The organism is Aquimarina sp. MAR_2010_214 (assembly GCF_002846555.1).
GTDB lineage: Bacteria > Bacteroidota > Bacteroidia > Flavobacteriales > Flavobacteriaceae > Aquimarina.
The window spans coordinates 5,966,980-5,982,454 of sequence record NZ_PJMS01000001.1 but is presented as its reverse complement, the minus strand read 5'-3'; the positions used below and the strand labels follow the sequence as shown (position 1 = coordinate 5,982,454).

13 protein-coding genes are annotated in these 15,475 nt (G+C 33.1%); 8 read left to right on the top strand and 5 right to left on the bottom strand.

What is annotated here, in order from left to right; genetic code table 11:
- The 3 genes from ATE84_RS25810 to ATE84_RS26690 all read right to left on the bottom strand — a co-directional run.
- Nucleotides 1–615 (bottom strand): FAD/NAD(P)-binding protein (locus ATE84_RS25810; RefSeq protein ID WP_143273715.1); only part of this gene is annotated, 615 nt, incomplete at its 3' end.
- 9 nt (nucleotides 616–624) lie between these two features.
- The gene (locus ATE84_RS26695) at nucleotides 625–1,602 is read right to left on the bottom strand and encodes a hypothetical protein (RefSeq protein ID WP_233195898.1); all 978 of its coding nucleotides are present in this window, start codon (nucleotides 1,600–1,602) and stop codon (nucleotides 625–627) included.
- 74 nt (nucleotides 1,603–1,676) lie between these two features.
- A complete protein-coding gene (locus ATE84_RS26690; protein ID WP_233195897.1) occupies nucleotides 1,677–2,165 on the bottom strand; it encodes a hypothetical protein in 489 nt (162 codons plus the stop codon).
- 310 nt (nucleotides 2,166–2,475) lie between these two features.
- On the opposite strand from ATE84_RS26690, the gene ATE84_RS25800 reads away from it, so the two are divergent.
- The 8 genes from ATE84_RS25800 (at nucleotide 2,476) to ATE84_RS25765 (ending at nucleotide 11,909) form a co-directional block, all read left to right on the top strand.
- On the top strand, nucleotides 2,476–3,108 hold the full coding sequence (locus ATE84_RS25800; RefSeq protein ID WP_101444778.1) for an AraC family ligand binding domain-containing protein: 633 nt from the start codon (nucleotides 2,476–2,478) through the stop codon (nucleotides 3,106–3,108).
- A gap of 3 nt (nucleotides 3,109–3,111) precedes the next feature.
- Nucleotides 3,112–3,495: a hypothetical protein gene (locus ATE84_RS25795; protein ID WP_101444776.1), complete on the top strand. Its 384-nt coding sequence runs from the start codon at nucleotides 3,112–3,114 to the stop codon at nucleotides 3,493–3,495.
- Nucleotides 3,476–3,913, top strand: a complete 438-nt coding sequence (locus ATE84_RS25790) for a hypothetical protein (protein WP_101444775.1) — start codon at nucleotides 3,476–3,478, stop codon at nucleotides 3,911–3,913. Before ATE84_RS25795 ends, ATE84_RS25790 begins: the two co-directional genes overlap by 20 nt.
- Nucleotides 3,914–3,959: 46 nt before the next feature.
- Complete coding sequence (locus ATE84_RS25785) at nucleotides 3,960–4,958, top strand: IS1595 family transposase (RefSeq protein WP_101444842.1); 999 nt, start codon at nucleotides 3,960–3,962, stop codon at nucleotides 4,956–4,958.
- 322 nt (nucleotides 4,959–5,280) lie between these two features.
- Nucleotides 5,281–5,607, top strand: a complete 327-nt coding sequence (locus tag ATE84_RS25780) for a hypothetical protein (RefSeq protein WP_101450748.1) — start codon at nucleotides 5,281–5,283, stop codon at nucleotides 5,605–5,607.
- 345 nt (nucleotides 5,608–5,952) lie between these two features.
- Nucleotides 5,953–6,354: a hypothetical protein gene (locus ATE84_RS25775; protein WP_233195720.1), complete on the top strand. Its 402-nt coding sequence runs from the start codon at nucleotides 5,953–5,955 to the stop codon at nucleotides 6,352–6,354.
- A gap of 76 nt (nucleotides 6,355–6,430) precedes the next feature.
- The gene (locus ATE84_RS25770) at nucleotides 6,431–10,759 is read left to right on the top strand and encodes a CusA/CzcA family heavy metal efflux RND transporter (RefSeq protein ID WP_101450746.1); all 4,329 of its coding nucleotides are present in this window, start codon (nucleotides 6,431–6,433) and stop codon (nucleotides 10,757–10,759) included.
- A gap of 10 nt (nucleotides 10,760–10,769) precedes the next feature.
- Entirely contained in the window at nucleotides 10,770–11,909 is a 1,140-nt protein-coding gene (locus ATE84_RS25765) for an efflux RND transporter periplasmic adaptor subunit (protein WP_101450744.1), read from the top strand.
- A gap of 80 nt (nucleotides 11,910–11,989) precedes the next feature.
- On the opposite strand, the gene ATE84_RS25760 is transcribed toward ATE84_RS25765, so the two are convergent.
- Complete coding sequence (locus tag ATE84_RS25760) at nucleotides 11,990–14,563, bottom strand: TonB-dependent receptor domain-containing protein (protein ID WP_101450742.1); 2,574 nt, start codon at nucleotides 14,561–14,563, stop codon at nucleotides 11,990–11,992.
- Nucleotides 14,564–15,472 (bottom strand): FecR family protein, encoded by a 909-nt coding sequence (locus tag ATE84_RS25755; protein ID WP_101450740.1) that lies wholly within the window; start codon nucleotides 15,470–15,472, stop codon nucleotides 14,564–14,566.
- Nucleotides 15,473–15,475 lie beyond the last annotated feature (3 nt).

Sequence of the window (15,475 nt, the reverse complement as noted above, 5' to 3'; positions counted from 1 at the left end):
AAGATAATGGAGTTCTGAAGATATTAGGGTACTTGGTAATGGAAGTTTGCCTCTAAAACTTCGTATCAAGTCAAAAAAGTTTTTGCGAAGTTCAGAATTTAATAAAACTGAAGATTTCATTTCTCCGTGAACATAACAAGCTTCTTCCTGATGAGAAGGAACAAGATGCTGTTGGTCTACAAAATTCCATAAATTAGTATATGAATTGAATTTTATAACATCTAATTTTTTTAATAATTCTAAACCTTCATATCCATAATTATGTAAATAGGTATGTTCGTAATGCGCTCCTTGAGAATAAAATACATTATTAATAGATAAAGCACTAGATGTGCCTCCTAAGCTTGAGTTTAATTCACAAACTATAAAATCATTTGATGATAAAGAACAGGCCGCAGCCATTCCTGATATTCCTCCTCCTACAACTAGTGTTTCTGTGGTTAATGTTGTAGTAACTGGTAACTGAACTGCAGATTTAACGAGATGCCCTGTAGCACTGTTTGAATCAATATGGATAGGGAAATTAGGTCTGGATTTGACCTCTCTATCTGATTTTTTGCAAGATGCGATAGTGATCAGTCCTCCACTAAGATATAAAAATTGACGTCTATCCATGAATGTCTCCTATAAAAATTTAGCCCATGTGCCATCTAAATAATATTTATAGAGTACAGGATTGCGAACCGTATTTACCTCTACGCTATCTATTTTGATTAAATCTTTGCCAAAAGAGGTCATCAAGTTCATGGATTCATTGGTGATCCATTCTACCTCTATATCATCAAAGGTCATATCCAAAAGCCGTTCTTTGAGTTTGCTTTTACTTTCGTGTTTAGATCCAATTACCCAGCCCCATTCTCCAAATGAATACACATGATTACGAATTGGAAGTGCATTAAAACCTGAATCACCTATTGTTTTTTCGATAGATCGAAATGCCTTAGTAGTATAATAAGGACTAACAGCTTGTGTAATAATATGCCCAAAAGGTCTTAATCTACGATGGCAAAGCCGATAAAATTCCTTGGTGTATACCCTGTTTAGATCAATGCTTTTAGGGTCTGGGAAATCCAGAATCATGACATCGTAGAATGCAGAAGTATTTTCTAAAAACTGAAATGCATCTTGATTAATTACCTTTACTTTGGGATCATAATATGCACTATCATTCATCGTTGTGAAAATCTCATTGGATTTTCCAATTTTTGTCATTTCAGGATCAATATCGACTAGTGTGATTTGTTGTACGTTTTTATATTTTAAGACTTCTCTGATAGCACAACCATCTCCAGCTCCAAGAATTAACACGTTACGAGGGTCTTTAGTAAGTTTCATTACCGGATGTACTAAAGGTTCATGATATAAAAATTCATCAAAAGTACAAAGTTGTTTGCTTGAGTTTAAATATAACCAATAATGTTCTTTCCATTGCGTAATTGTTATTTTTTGATAACGTGTTTGTTTAGAGAATACTACCTTGTCGTTATATCTTTCTTGTTCACCGTACAATACGATTTCATCTGCGTTATAACTTAAAAACAAAATGGTACATAATATAACAGGAATTGCAATGTTAAAGGATAATTTGTAAGAGGTATCCACATATTTGTTGAGTCTTACAAAAAGAGCAATCGCTACTAGGAAATTAATTCCTCCAAGGATAAAAGGAGTATGAGTTAACCCAAAAAAGGGAGTCCTACAAAGACAAAAAATAACCCACCAATAAGGCTACCATAGTAATCATTCTCCATTACACCGGCAATATTGGTTCTTAATTCTTCATTTTCTTCATTGATACGAGTTACTAATGGAATCTCCACACCAATTAATAATCCAATAGCAATACTAAAACTATATATAACCACTCCTATGTTTTCTGTCATTCCCATTAAGAAATAAGTAGTGAGAGCAGCTGTAGAAGTGAGTAATGATAATAAAAGTTCTGCAATTAGGAATTTTTCTAAAATTTTAGTGGTAAAAAATGTACTCAATCTACTTCCTACTCCCATAGAAAATAACATGATCGAAAGTATCATCGTCCATTGAAACACAGAATCTCCAAGGAAATAAGTAGCTAAGGTTGATAGGATATATTCTGCAACAATCCCAGACAGTCCTGTAGCAAATAGTGCTAGTTTAAGGATTCTAGACTTTTTTTGTGACAATTTATGTATTATTAGGATTTACAATCGTGCTCTTATAGTCGTTTCAAAATTACATAGAAAAAAATGAAAGAAAGTAGACTACTATGATTAACTTATCTAAAGTATAAAGAATACAAAATTTAGCATATAATATAGTAGTAATTTAATTAAATGTTTAGTTTTGAACTTATATCTTATATATAATTCCCATAGATTAATTATCTAGGAATCGGTTAGGTCAGCGAGAAGTATTTTAATTCAAACTTACTTTTTTAGTTTCGAATCAAAACTCAAAGAATTAATCCTAATAACATTATGTTTATTTAAAACTATGACGAACGAAATATTTGGAGCACATTATTTTCATGTAAAAAATCAAGAAATATTTGAGAGTGATCTAAATCAGCTTTATTTTTTTACTTCCTATATAGGGTTGCAAAAAATAAAAGTAGAAAAGGGAGATTGTGTTTATTATTTTGATAGTGAGTTAAAAGAGGTAAAAGTACAGAAAGGACCTTGTACAATAAATTCAAAATATTTAGCAACTGTAATCAGAGGGTATATGCACCCTAATGCTAGTTTTTCTTTAGAAGGAGTTACTACGCTACCTTATGTTAATGGATGTTCTACGAAACAATTGTTTCCTCCTATAAGGTTAGGAGACCCTACATTACAATACCTTAAGATGCCTCCTTTTAGCAAAGAACAAGAGCATCATATTCATTCAACCTTTCGGGTTGTTCTAATCGTAGAAGGGGTAGGAAAAAGTATTGTGGGAATAGAAAACAGAAATATAGTAACAGATTTAGAACCGGGTTCGGTATGTATATTAGAACCAATGTGCCCACATCATTTTGAAACGGATACTGAAAAACCATTAATAGCAATACCCTTGCATATTTATTCCTCAGTAGGTGCGTTAGAAAAAAATCACCCAATGTTTAACGGTACTGTAATGATATAACAAATGGAAAATGAAAAAATAGATAAAATCATTATTGATTTCTTAGAAGAATTCAATCACATGTGTACGACTACCAGAAAAGATTTTTTAATACGAGAAAGAATTGTTACCTATGAGCATAGTTCTTCAGTTAAAAGATATAACATTACTCACCAAATAAGAAGAAAAAAGAATGAGTGGCTTATAGAAGGAGTTAGTACTGTTTTTTGGATTTTTAAAAAAAGATTTCCTTTATTAAGAATTAATCGTATCAATGATAAGATTCGTTTTACAGGGGTGTTTACATCTTCATTTTTAGATTTTGATATAACACTTATTGAAAGTCAATTAAAAGAATATTTAGAAATTTGTAAAAAACAACCTGAAGATGTCTTTGCCAAATCTTGATAGTCAGGTGTATTATTTGTCCAAAAAACAATTGTTTCGCAATCGTTTATGGAAAAAAAAAGTAAACCCTGTATATTTAAAAAGCTGTGAATTTTTTGGAACAATATTAATAGATCGTACAGAAACTATTGATTCGGGAATTGATTTTAGAATTATAGATAAAATACCGGATGAGTCTAATACCGATTTAACTTTTGATGAGGTATGTAGAATCAGAGCAACTAAGATTACTAGTTCTACAAAAGGCAAATTAAAAGTATTGTGGTCAGGTGGAATAGATTCTACTGTTGCTTTAATTTCATTAATCCTAGAATTAACGGATACAGATGATATCGATAGGCTACAAATAGTATTGTCTAAAGAATCTATTATTGAATACCCCAAATTTTTTAATGATATCATAAAAGATAAAGGCTAAGTTCTAATTAGAATATGTTTTATCTTTACTTTATAAAAACGGAGAAATGATACCAGAAGATTTTAGAGATTTTTTCATTAGTTCATCGGCTTTGGTTCAATCAGAAATTGTTTCCACATTATTGGAGATCTCTACTGAGGGTTCAGCCCTGATTGATAGCAATCAGAGTAAAGCCATAAGCTGTCCTCATTGTAAGTGCAATAAAATTAAGGCTAATGGTAAGCTCAAAGGAGTACAGCGCTATGTTTGTAATACTTGTCATAAAAACTTTAGTGAAACTACCGGTAAGTTCTGGTACAACCTCAAGAAGAAAGACAAAGTTAATCGTTATTTATTCTGTTTACTCTCTGGATATAGTATTCGCAAGAGTGCCAAAGAAACAGGGATTTCTATTCAGACTTCTTTTGATTGGAGGCACAAATTACTTGTCTCCTTTGGGAGCGTAAGTGTGGATGAATTCCAAGGAATCCTAGAGAGTGATGATCTTTTCTTTGCTTACTCTGAAAAAGGGAATCGAAATTTGGATCGTCCTGCTAGAAAACGTGGCGCAAAGGCAAGTAAAGCTGGTCTCAGTAATGAAAAAGTAGCTGTGATAGCCAGTTGTGACCGATCAGGGAACAAAGATTTCAAAGTAGCTACCAGAGGTCGCATTAGTAAAAGTGACTTGGAGACTATATTACAAGGGAAGTTGGCTAAAGTAGAAACCCTTTGTAGCGACAGTCACAGAAGCTATACTGCATTTGCAAAAGACAAGAAGGTAGCACACAAAAAATTTAATGCTTCGAAGGGTCAAAGAGCTGTTGACAAAATATATCACGTACAAAATGTGAATAATATGGATATGCGTCTAAGGAAATTTATGGAGCCCTTCAATGGAGTGGCAACAAAATACCTTCAGAATTATCTGAATTGGTTTTTAGTCTTAGAAAAAATAAAAAATTCAACCAGTAAAATGGCAACCGTAGCAGCTATAGCCTTTGCTTCCAATACTGCCTGGATGGAATTTAAAAACATAGTAGTAAATAATATGCTTTTTAGAACTTAGCCAAGATAAACTGAATTATGAAATCATTCAGACCACTATTATAGATCATATTGCACAAGACGAAATTATTATATCTGGGGAGCACGGCGATCAACTTTTTGGAAGCGATAAACTTAAATACTCAATTATTACCGGAGATGCTTTTAGTCCATATCCTGAAATTTTAGATTTTGTTATCACCAGAAAACTGGGGACTTATAAATATACAAGTAAAATTATTGACTTTATAGAACCTCAACTCAAGAAATCTCCAATTGAAATAATAACACTATTTGATTATTTATGGTGGTTGAATTTTTCTTTGAAATGGCAAACTGTTTCTATGAGATTAACTCATGGAATTAATCGTCATCATTATGATTTAGAATCAACAGTATTTCATTTTTTCAAAAGCACAAATTTTCAAAAGTGGTCGATGAGTAATCATAACTGTAAAATAAAAAAAGAATGGAATTCATATAAATATGTTGCTAAAGAGTATATTTATAAGTTTCATCAGGACGATTTTTATTTGATCAAAAAAGAAAAAGAGCAATCACTAAAAGAGGTACTTGTTAATAAAAATGCAAATTTTAATCTTTTAAATTATTTCAAAAAAGATAAAAGAGTTAATGAAACTGTGGATGATGATGTGATAATAAAGGTATAGTGAAATATTGTTATTTGTGGTGTTTTGTTGACTTTAAAATTTGTATAACACTTATAAGTAGTTGGTTGAGTGATCTGTGAATCATTCTCATAACCCGAAGGCCACAGAGCCTATGCTAGAGTTGATTCAGTATTCGAGTTCTGTTCTCGCCACAAAGAAAAAATTCATATAAATGTGAGGCTTTTTTTTCTAAAAAAATGGAGATCAATCTCAATTATTGCATTTATACAAATATCCTGGTTCATCTAAAAGAGGAGATTTTTTCTTTCTTAATTTAGATCAGTTTCGAATTAACTACAAATCAATTAACTTTCCTTAAAATGAGTTATCTTTATCATATACAAGATGATCGCAAAGTTAATATCTATAGTAATCTCGGGTTTAGTATTAACTCAAAGTTTCAATGTCGGTGTAAATGATATTGTACAATTAGATGAGTTAATGGAGCATGCCAAATTTCATGCAGATGAGTATGGTGATAATTTTGTTGTGTTCATTTCTAAGCATTATGGAGAGCTAAAACAAGTACATCATAAGGAGCATCAAGAAGAGAAAGAAGAGCATGAGCAACTTCCATTTCAACATCAAGGATCAACAAATTCTTTTTTGGCCTTAATCATCAATGACAATAAGAATGATCAGAATAAAATAGAAGAGCAGAAGAACTCTTCTACTACTTTTTTCTACCAATCCCCTGACTATAATTGTCATCTGTCAGGAATCTTTCAGCCACCACGGCAAGCATAATTCATTTTATAAGTTTTATCTATTTAGACATCAGTGCATATACGCTGATGTAATCTTATTTATATTATTATGAGTTATGTTATCATATATTATCAATTTTAGTATTAGGAATAAATTTATTGTTCTTTTATTTACAACATTTATTATAGGATTTGGATTGTACTCCTTATCTCAAATTCCTATTGGTGCTGTCCCTGATGTCACGAATAATCAGGTACAAGTGATTACAACATCACGTAATCTTTCTACACAAGACATGGAGCAATTTATTACCTATCCTGTAGAATTAGAAATGGCAAATTTACCTGGTGTTGTAGAGATTCGTTCTGTTTCAAAATTTGGATTATCGGTAGTGACCATTGTTTTTGAAGATGATATGGGAACCTTTTTGCCAAGACAACTTATCGCCGAAAAAATAAAATCTGCATCAGAAAAAATTCCTGAAAACTTTGGGACACCAGAGATGGGACCTATTACCACAGGATTAGGAGAAATCTTTCAATACATTCTTGATGTACGACCAGAGTTCAAGGATAAGTACAATGCAGAAGAGTTAAGAACAATACAAGATTGGATAGTAAAACGGCAACTCTCTGGTATTCCCGGTGTCGTTGAAGTTAATACCTGGGGTGGTTTCTTAAAACAATATGAAGTTGCTATTAATACCGAAAAACTTAATGCAATGAATATCACAGTGCATGATATTTTTAAGGCATTAGAAATGAATAATAGTGTTTCAGGTGGTGGTTATATCGAGAAAGTTAATCAAGCATTTTTTATTCGTGGAGAAGGTCTTGTTTCCTCTTTGAGCGACATCAATAATATCGTTGTCAAAAATGAAGATGGTTTACCAGTCTATATTAAAGATGTTGCAAAAGTAGGTTTCGGAAGCGCTACTCGCTTTGGAGCAATAACGGGTAATGGTGAAGGGGAAAAAGTCTTGGGACAAGTTATGATGCTTAAAGATGCAAATTCCAAAAAAGTAATTGAAGCTGTAAAAAAGCGGGTTGCAGAAATCTCTAAATCATTACCAGAAGGAGTTTATATCAATGCCTTTCTTGATCGAAGTGAACTGATCGCTAAAACAACTTTTACCGTTTCTGAGAACTTAATTCTTGGATGTTTGATTGTAATTTTTGTAGTTGTCTTACTATTAGGGAATTTTCGCTCTGGACTAGTAGTAGCATCGGTTATTCCATTGTGTTTGCTTTTTGCATTATCTTTAATGTACATCTTTGGGGTGGATGCCAATTTGATGAGTCTAGGAGCTATAGATTTTGGAATCATAATAGACGGTGCCGTCATTATAGTAGAGTTTATTGCCTTTCGAATTACACAAAAGAAAGATGAAATTAACGCTTGTTCGAAAGTTGAACAACAACACCTAAAAGATGAAATTACATCTTCTGGAGCTTCAAAAATGATGAATTCAGCCATTTTTGGACAGCTCATTATTTTGATAGTTTTTATCCCAATTCTTTCATTAAGCGGTGTCGAAGGCAAGATGTTCAAGCCTATGGCACTAACATTTAGTTTTGCACTTATCGGAGCCATGATTTTATGTTTTACATATGTTCCAGTAGTGGCATCTATATTCTTGAAACCATCAAAAGCTACTGATAAAAATATCTCAGTACGATTAATGAAATGGATTAATAAAATGTATGAGCCAATTATTCATTGGGCGTTACAAAGTAAAAAGTTAGTCTTAGGAATCGCCGTTGCACTTTTGGTTATTTCATTCTATTTGTATACCGCTATGGGTAGCGAATTTGTGCCCACTTTGGATGAAGGTGACTTTGTAATTCAGCCCGTTTTAAAAACAGGAACATCATTAAGTAATACGGTAGAAATCACTACAGAAATTGAGAAGATACTTCTAAAAGAGTTTCCAGAAGTAAAACAGGTGGTCACGCGTATTGGTGCTGCCGAAGTACCTACAGACCCAATGTCTATGGAAGAAAGTGATGTGATTATCGTACTAAAACCTAAAAAAGAATGGACGTCTGCTTCATCTAAAGATGAACTGGCAGATAAATTTAAAGAGGCACTAGCGGTTATTCCTGGAATGGAAGTTGAATTTACGCAACCTATCGAAATGCGATTTAATGAATTGATTACAGGAGTACGTGCAGATATCGCAATTAAGATTTTTGGAGATGATTTAGAAGTGCTGGCCAAAAAAGGAAGCGAGATTGGTACTTTAATTGAAAACGTACCTGGAGCAGCAGATATTTCTGTAGAAAAAATTGCAGGATTGCCAGAGATGAACGTGCGATACAACCGGGCTAAAATTGCCAGATATGGACTTAATATTCAAGAGTTGAATGATATGGTCTCGATGGGGTTTGCAGGAAAATCTGTAGGTAGTGTTTTTGAAGGTGAAAAGCGTTTTGACCTAGTCGTGAGATTGGATAAACAAAAACGTCAAGATATCGATAATCTCAAAAACCTATATGTAGATCTACCTTCTAACGGGAAAATTCCGTTGAGTGAATTGGCAGATATTAGCTATGAAAAAGGAGCTGCAAAAATATCTCGTGATGATACCAGACGCAGAATAGTAGTAGGTATTAATGTTCGTAACCGTGACCTTCAATCGGTGGTAGATGATGTGCAAGAATTAATAAACCAAAATGTGAAATTACCAGTCGGGTATTCTATTACATATGGGGGACAGTTTGAAAATTTGCAGAGCGCAAAATCAAGATTGATGGTTGCAGTACCTATCGCATTGATCTTAATATTTGTGCTTTTATACTTTGCATTCAAATCGGTTAAGGAAGCTTTAATGATTTACTCTGCAATTCCGCTCGCGGCAGTAGGAGGTGTTTTATTATTGTGGCTTCGTGATTTGCCATTTAGTATATCGGCAGGAGTTGGTTTTATTGCACTGTTTGGTATTGCCGTGCTTAACGGGATTGTACTTATTGAGCACTTCAAAGAATTACAAAAGGAAGGTTTTGAAAGTATAGAAACCTTAATAATACAAGGAACAAAAGATAGACTACGCGCAGTATTGTTAACTGCATCGGCAGCAGCATTGGGATTCTTGCCAATGGCAATTTCAACCAATGCAGGGGCCGAAGTACAACGACCATTAGCGACAGTGGTTATAGGAGGCTTAATTACAGCTACACTTCTAACTTTAATAGTGTTGCCAGTACTCTACGCATATCTAAAAACATCTCGTAAAAAGAAAAAAAGTTCTAATAAAATTACAATGGTAGGTTTGAGTATTGTTGCAGTATTGTTGTCTATGAATGCAAAAGCACAGCAAAAACCTATGACGCTGCAAGAATTAATTCCTCTGGCTGTAGAAAATAATACAGAATTGAAAGCTAGTGAATTACAGGTAAAACAATCTGATGCCTTAATAAATAGTGCATTTAGTTTTGATAAAACACAGATTTATTATGAGTTTGATGAAAATAATTTGGCAGTAAACAATGAACCTTTACAAGTGTTTGGTATTCAGCAAAACTTTAGATTTCCAACGGTTTATTTTTCTGAAAAGAGAGTTAATAAAGCACGTTACGGAGTTGCTTCAAGTTCTTATGAAATTAAGAAAAAGGGCATAGAACGTAAACTAACAGCTACTTATTACCAATATCAAATCACTAAAGAAAAAGAAGAAGTTTATAAAAGATTAGATAGTTTCTATACAAACTTCTCTAAAGTAGCCACGAGACGTTTTGAGCTTGGCGAAACCAATTATCTGGAGAAAATCACGGCAGCATCTAAGCAAAAACAAATCAATCTTAAATATGCACAAGCACAAAAAGATGTTACACTAGCGTATGGAAGGTTATTAAAGATAATTCAAATAGATACTATTACTGTTTCTAACGAAGCTTCTCTTAAAGTAACGATGAATGTTTTAGATATTAATGGAAGTGCAGAAATGGGGTACTATCAAAATAGAATCTCATTATTTAGGGCAGAGCGTCATTTTGAAAAGCAAAAACTACTGCCTGATATAAACTTAAACTATTTTCAAGGAACAAATTCAGAATTAAACGGAAATCTTTATGGATATCAATTAGGCCTGAAAATACCAATACTTTTTGGTGGACAATCCTCTCGAGTTAGAGCTTCTAGAATTGCAGAAGATATAGCGGTAACAGAATCTAATGAATATGAAATTCAGCTAAACGCAAAATTTAATGCATTACAAGTAGAGCTAGCCCAGCTTCAAAAAGCATTAAATTACTATGAGAATGAAGGTAAAATGCTTTCAGAAGAAATTTTAAAAACAGCGAATGGTAGTTTTAAGAATGGAGAGATTGATTTCTATCAATATATCCAAAGTCTGGAAAGTGCTTATGGAATAAAGTTGAGCTACCTGGATAAACTTAACGAATACAATCAGACCATTATCGCTATTAATTACCTAACTCTATAAATACAACGTAATGAAACGTAACATATATAAAATAGTAATATTAATTTTTGTCTTTATCCTATGCAGTTGTAGTGAAAAAAACAAACAACAAATAGAAATTGAAAATAGAACGATGATGGATGATCGCATCCAAATAACTCAAGCACAGTTTGAACAAAGTAAAATGGCATTGGGAAGCCTTGAAGAAAAGGAATTTCCTACTGTTGTTAATGTTAATGGGATGATAGATGTGCCGCCAGAAAATAGAGCTGTTGTAAATGCTACCATGGGCGGTTATATTAAAACTACACCATTACTTATTGGAGATGAGGTACGCAAAGGTCAAGTACTGGTAACAATCGAAAATCCACAATTTTTGACCATACAACAACAGTATATGGAGGTCAATGAGCAACTTACCTATTTAAAAGCAGAATATGACAGACAAGTAACTATGAAGGCAGAAAATATAACATCTCATAAAAATTACCTGAAGGCAGAAAGTGAATACCGAACAGCAGTTGCGAGACACAAAGGCTTAGATAAGCAGCTAAGAATGCTTAATATCTCCCCGGCCAAAGTTCGAGAAGGATTACTTAGTTCTGTTGTAAGTATCTATGCGCCCATTTCTGGTAGTATAACAAAGGTTAATGTAACCAAGGGCGCGTATGTTTCACCAGCAACTTTAATTCTAGAGATTATCGACAATGACCATATTCATGTAGAACTTTCTGTTTTTGAAAAAGATATTATGAAGGTTAAGAAAGGGCAAGAAATCAATTTTAAAATCCCTGAAGCATCTACAAGTGTATACAAAGCAAAGGTACATCTTGTAGGTACTTCTATTGAGTCGAATAGAACGATTAAAGTACACGGACATTTGGAAGATGAGTCAGATCATAATTTTTTGACAGGAATGTTTGTAGAAGCTAGCATTGTTACAGATGCTGCTTTCGCGAAAGCGTTACCTGATGAAGCTATTGTAACTGTAGATGCTGTATCATATGTTCTTGTTTTAGATGAAAAACAAAAAGACATTTTTTATTTTAAGCAACAGGAAATTGATATAGAAACAAGATATGAAGGCTATAGTAGTATTAAAAGTTTAGAGGGTTTTAAACCGAATACACAATTCTTAGCCAAAGGGGCATTTAATTTAATAGGAGAATAGAGATAAAGTGAAAGTTACAAAGTAATCCAAGATTGTGGCAAAATACCATAATAAAAGTTTATAGAAAAGATGTACAAGGGTTAAAATGAAAATCGTAACATAAAGTTGGGCGTGGTTTTTAAAGAAACATTATTTATTTCATTTATTGTCGAGATCTGCTCACCATTAGAATTAGTGGTATTAACCGATGAGTAGGTTTTTCTCAATATATTTTTCCGACCATAAAGGTTAAGTATAGACAGTCCCAGCTTCCATCTTGGGGAATCATTTTTTTTAGACAGTTTGAACTCATAGAGTGCAGAAAAATCCAATCGATGGTAATCCGGCAATCGGTAATCATTATGAGTAGTGTACTTAATAAGAGTGATTTCGTTAAGTGTTTCAATTCCAGTTGGTTTTGAATATGGAATACCCGTTCGGTATTTCCAGCCTAGAGAAAATTGAAAATTGTTCCATTTGTAGGAGTGTGCCCAATTTAATGAGTGAGTAATGTCATTATTACCTTTGAAAGCAATTCCTTGGTTGAGTTTAGGAAATAAAAAATCGGTAGTTGAATGCGTATAGCTCAACCAAGTCGAATACTTGTTTATCTTCTTTTTCAATAATACATCAATACCTTTTGTAGTGCTTTCTCCTCTGGGTATAAAATTCAGATTTTCCGCATCCACAGACTCAAATCCTCTCGCAATGGAGGTTAACCCATCAACTTGTCTATGATATGCATCAATATCTAAAAGCCATCCATTTTTTGTAAACAAAAAACCTAAGGAATACTGATCACTTGTTAATATTGGAGAGCTATATTCTTCGGTTAATACCCAGACTTGACTTTCCAAACCAAAATTTCTGGTCTCCAATTCAAGGATTTGATTTACGGCTTGACTTTTAACTTCTGCAGATGCTTTTATTTTAAAATTCTTGCCTATAAATCGTTCTATATAAAGTCTGGGCTGTAATTTTGTTAATTTTGAATAGGTATAATGATTAGCTCGAAGTCCTATATCAAAATACCATTTATCTGGTTTAGAATAGTTCAGTTGACTATATAATGCATGGGTAGGGCTTTTTACGTTGTTGGTCAAATTAAAAAAACCACCTTGTGCGAAATCGTATGAAACTTGACTAACAAAATATTGGTATCCATTTGAGAAAGTGAGTTTGTTATTTAAATTCCAATCAGTATGGAAAATAGTGCCAAACTCCTTGATGTTATTTTCTTTAGATGATGAATAATTTTCTTCAAGAACTTGAATTTTTCCATTGTATGATAAATCATATTTGGAATAGTATAGTTGTGTTTTTGATAAAAAATTGTCATTCCAGTGTCGCTCCCAAGTAGTGTTGGTACCCAAGTTTTGAATACTCAACTGATCATTAGAATTAATCTCACGGTCGATGACTTTAAATCTATAATCCAGCTTGTTTTTAGTTAGGATATTAGAAATAGAGATATGATCTTTTTGAGATAATTGAGCAATCATTTTTAATGTAACATCTGTAAAATAAAAATCTTCTTCGTTTTGAGTAGAACCTGGTTCGAAATATGTTTGATTCTTAGTTATACTCGTATTCTGGTACACCTTTTTAGAAAAATTATTAAAAGTTGGAGTAGTAACGAAGTCATTAATAGATCTTCGACCAGATAAGAGTATCCCAAATTTCTTGGAAAAAGGAATTTTTAGATACAAGTCACCATGAGTCATATTCAGCCCAAAACCACCTTCGGTTTTGGTAGGCACCTCATCATCTGTACTAATATCTAAAACTCCAGAAACTCTATCTCCATATTGAGCTTTAGTACCGCTTTTATAGATTTTGGCATCTTTTGTGATATAGGGATTAAAAGCAGATATCGTCCCAAAAAAATGGTTAGAGTTATACATTTTTATACCATCCCAAAGAATTAGATTTTGATCCGGAGAACTACCCCTTATATATAGCTCTGAAGCTGTTTCGGAGGAGCTTTCTATTCCTGGGAGTAATTGTGTGCTTTGTAAGATATCTGGTTCAGAGAGACCTGATAAAATATCTAAGTCATTAGGATTGATTTTTATTGCTCCATCGAGTGTCTTTTCAATTCCTGAAGTAAGGTACTCATTTATTACAACTTCAGTTAATTGATAACTTTCTGGAACTAATTTATACGTTTCGCACTGGTTGTGATTGAGTTGTTTGACAGGCAATTCGATAGTTCTAAAACCAAGGAAAGAAATTTGAAGGGTATCTGATTCATTGATTTTATTTAGTTCAAAAAACCCTTCTGCATTAGAAATTGTTCCTTTATTTTTTAATTTGGTGATGACACTTGTACCTTGTAGAGAGGTGTTATTAACACCGTCTTTTATGTGTCCACAGATAGTTAAGGTATGATTCAGTTTAATCACATACCACCGTTCGTTAATTTTATCTACGATAACATTGAGTTGACTCTCAAGTTTAGATAATATTTGCCCTAAGTTTGATGCATTGATATGAAACGTAATTAATTTATCGCCAAAGGAAGTAGATTCATAACCGAATTTAACTTCATAAACTTTTTCCAAATCCATTAAAATATCATGTACCGGCTTATTGTCATAATTGAAAGATTGAATATCTTGTGCAGTTATGAGTATAGAAAACATGCCAAAAAATAAAACAAAAAGTGTTTTCATTTAGTCTTGAACAAGATCAATGGTGCTCTTGTTCTTAAATTGATACTTAATTTCTAATGATTCAAAAACTGTACGCAAGGCCGTTTCTAAATCGCTTTGTGTAAAACCTCCAGTATATCTTCGGTCTGTATTCACATCATTAAGATGTATAGTAATGCCATAGTGTTTTTCTAGTGCAATTACGACCTGTTGTATTGGAGCGTTATTAAATGTCGTTTCATCTTGTACCCAGGAAGGTTCTTGGATTTCAAAATTCCAATCTTCAAGCAAACCGTCAACGATCCGAATGCCTTGTCCTTTGGTTATGATTTTTTGTAGGTCATTTTCTTCCACCTTTACTTTTCCTTCATAGCAAACAACTTCAAAGATGTCTTTTTGTGAGTTTATAGTAAATTGGGTTCCTATAACTGTAACTTTTCCATTATCAGAATCAACGGTGAACGTAGATCCTTTGGTTACCTTAAAGTAGGCTTCCCCTTCTAAGATCAGTTTTCTTTCTGCTTCCCAGTTTTTCTTTTTGTGCTCGAGTTTTGATTTGGAATTAAGAATTACTTCCGAATTATCAGGGAGTGTTATGGCCAACTTTTCACCATATGTAGTTTTGTAATTCACGGTCTGAGAAAAGAAAAGAAAAGAGCCAATAAGCAAAGCTACAGAAGCTGCTGCTACGGTATATACCCATTTAGGAACAAGTTGTATAACCTTACCCTTTTTATTGATTTTTTCCTGGACTCCTTCAAAAACAGTTCCATTGTCATAAACAGGAACATCTAAGCTTTCGGTACCTTCTAAAATGGTTGCATACAGCTTATATTCCTTTGTTTTTTTGAAGTCTTCCTTCTCATCTTCAGATAAGTCTCCATTTGCCCATTTTGCTAAAAAATTATCAGCATCATTAAAATTTGCCATAAC

Excerpts from the sequence above, each read along its gene's own strand:
- ATE84_RS25790 (WP_101444775.1), top strand. The coding sequence starts at position 3,476 with ATGTCTTTGCCAAATCTTGATAGTCAGGTGTATTATTTGTCCAAAAAA.
- ATE84_RS25755 (WP_101450740.1), bottom strand. The coding sequence starts at position 15,472 with ATGGCAAATTTTAATGATGCTGATAATTTTTTAGCAAAATGGGCAAAT.
- ATE84_RS25800 (WP_101444778.1), top strand. The coding sequence starts at position 2,476 with ATGACGAACGAAATATTTGGAGCACATTATTTTCATGTAAAAAATCAA.
- ATE84_RS25775 (WP_233195720.1), top strand. The coding sequence starts at position 5,953 with ATGATCGCAAAGTTAATATCTATAGTAATCTCGGGTTTAGTATTAACT.
- ATE84_RS25765 (WP_101450744.1), top strand. The coding sequence starts at position 10,770 with ATGAAACGTAACATATATAAAATAGTAATATTAATTTTTGTCTTTATC.
- ATE84_RS25760 (WP_101450742.1), bottom strand. The coding sequence starts at position 14,563 with ATGAAAACACTTTTTGTTTTATTTTTTGGCATGTTTTCTATACTCATA.
- ATE84_RS25795 (WP_101444776.1), top strand. The coding sequence starts at position 3,112 with ATGGAAAATGAAAAAATAGATAAAATCATTATTGATTTCTTAGAAGAA.
- ATE84_RS25770 (WP_101450746.1), top strand. The coding sequence starts at position 6,431 with ATGTTATCATATATTATCAATTTTAGTATTAGGAATAAATTTATTGTT.
- ATE84_RS25780 (WP_101450748.1), top strand. The coding sequence starts at position 5,281 with ATGAGATTAACTCATGGAATTAATCGTCATCATTATGATTTAGAATCA.
- ATE84_RS25785 (WP_101444842.1), top strand. The coding sequence starts at position 3,960 with ATGATACCAGAAGATTTTAGAGATTTTTTCATTAGTTCATCGGCTTTG.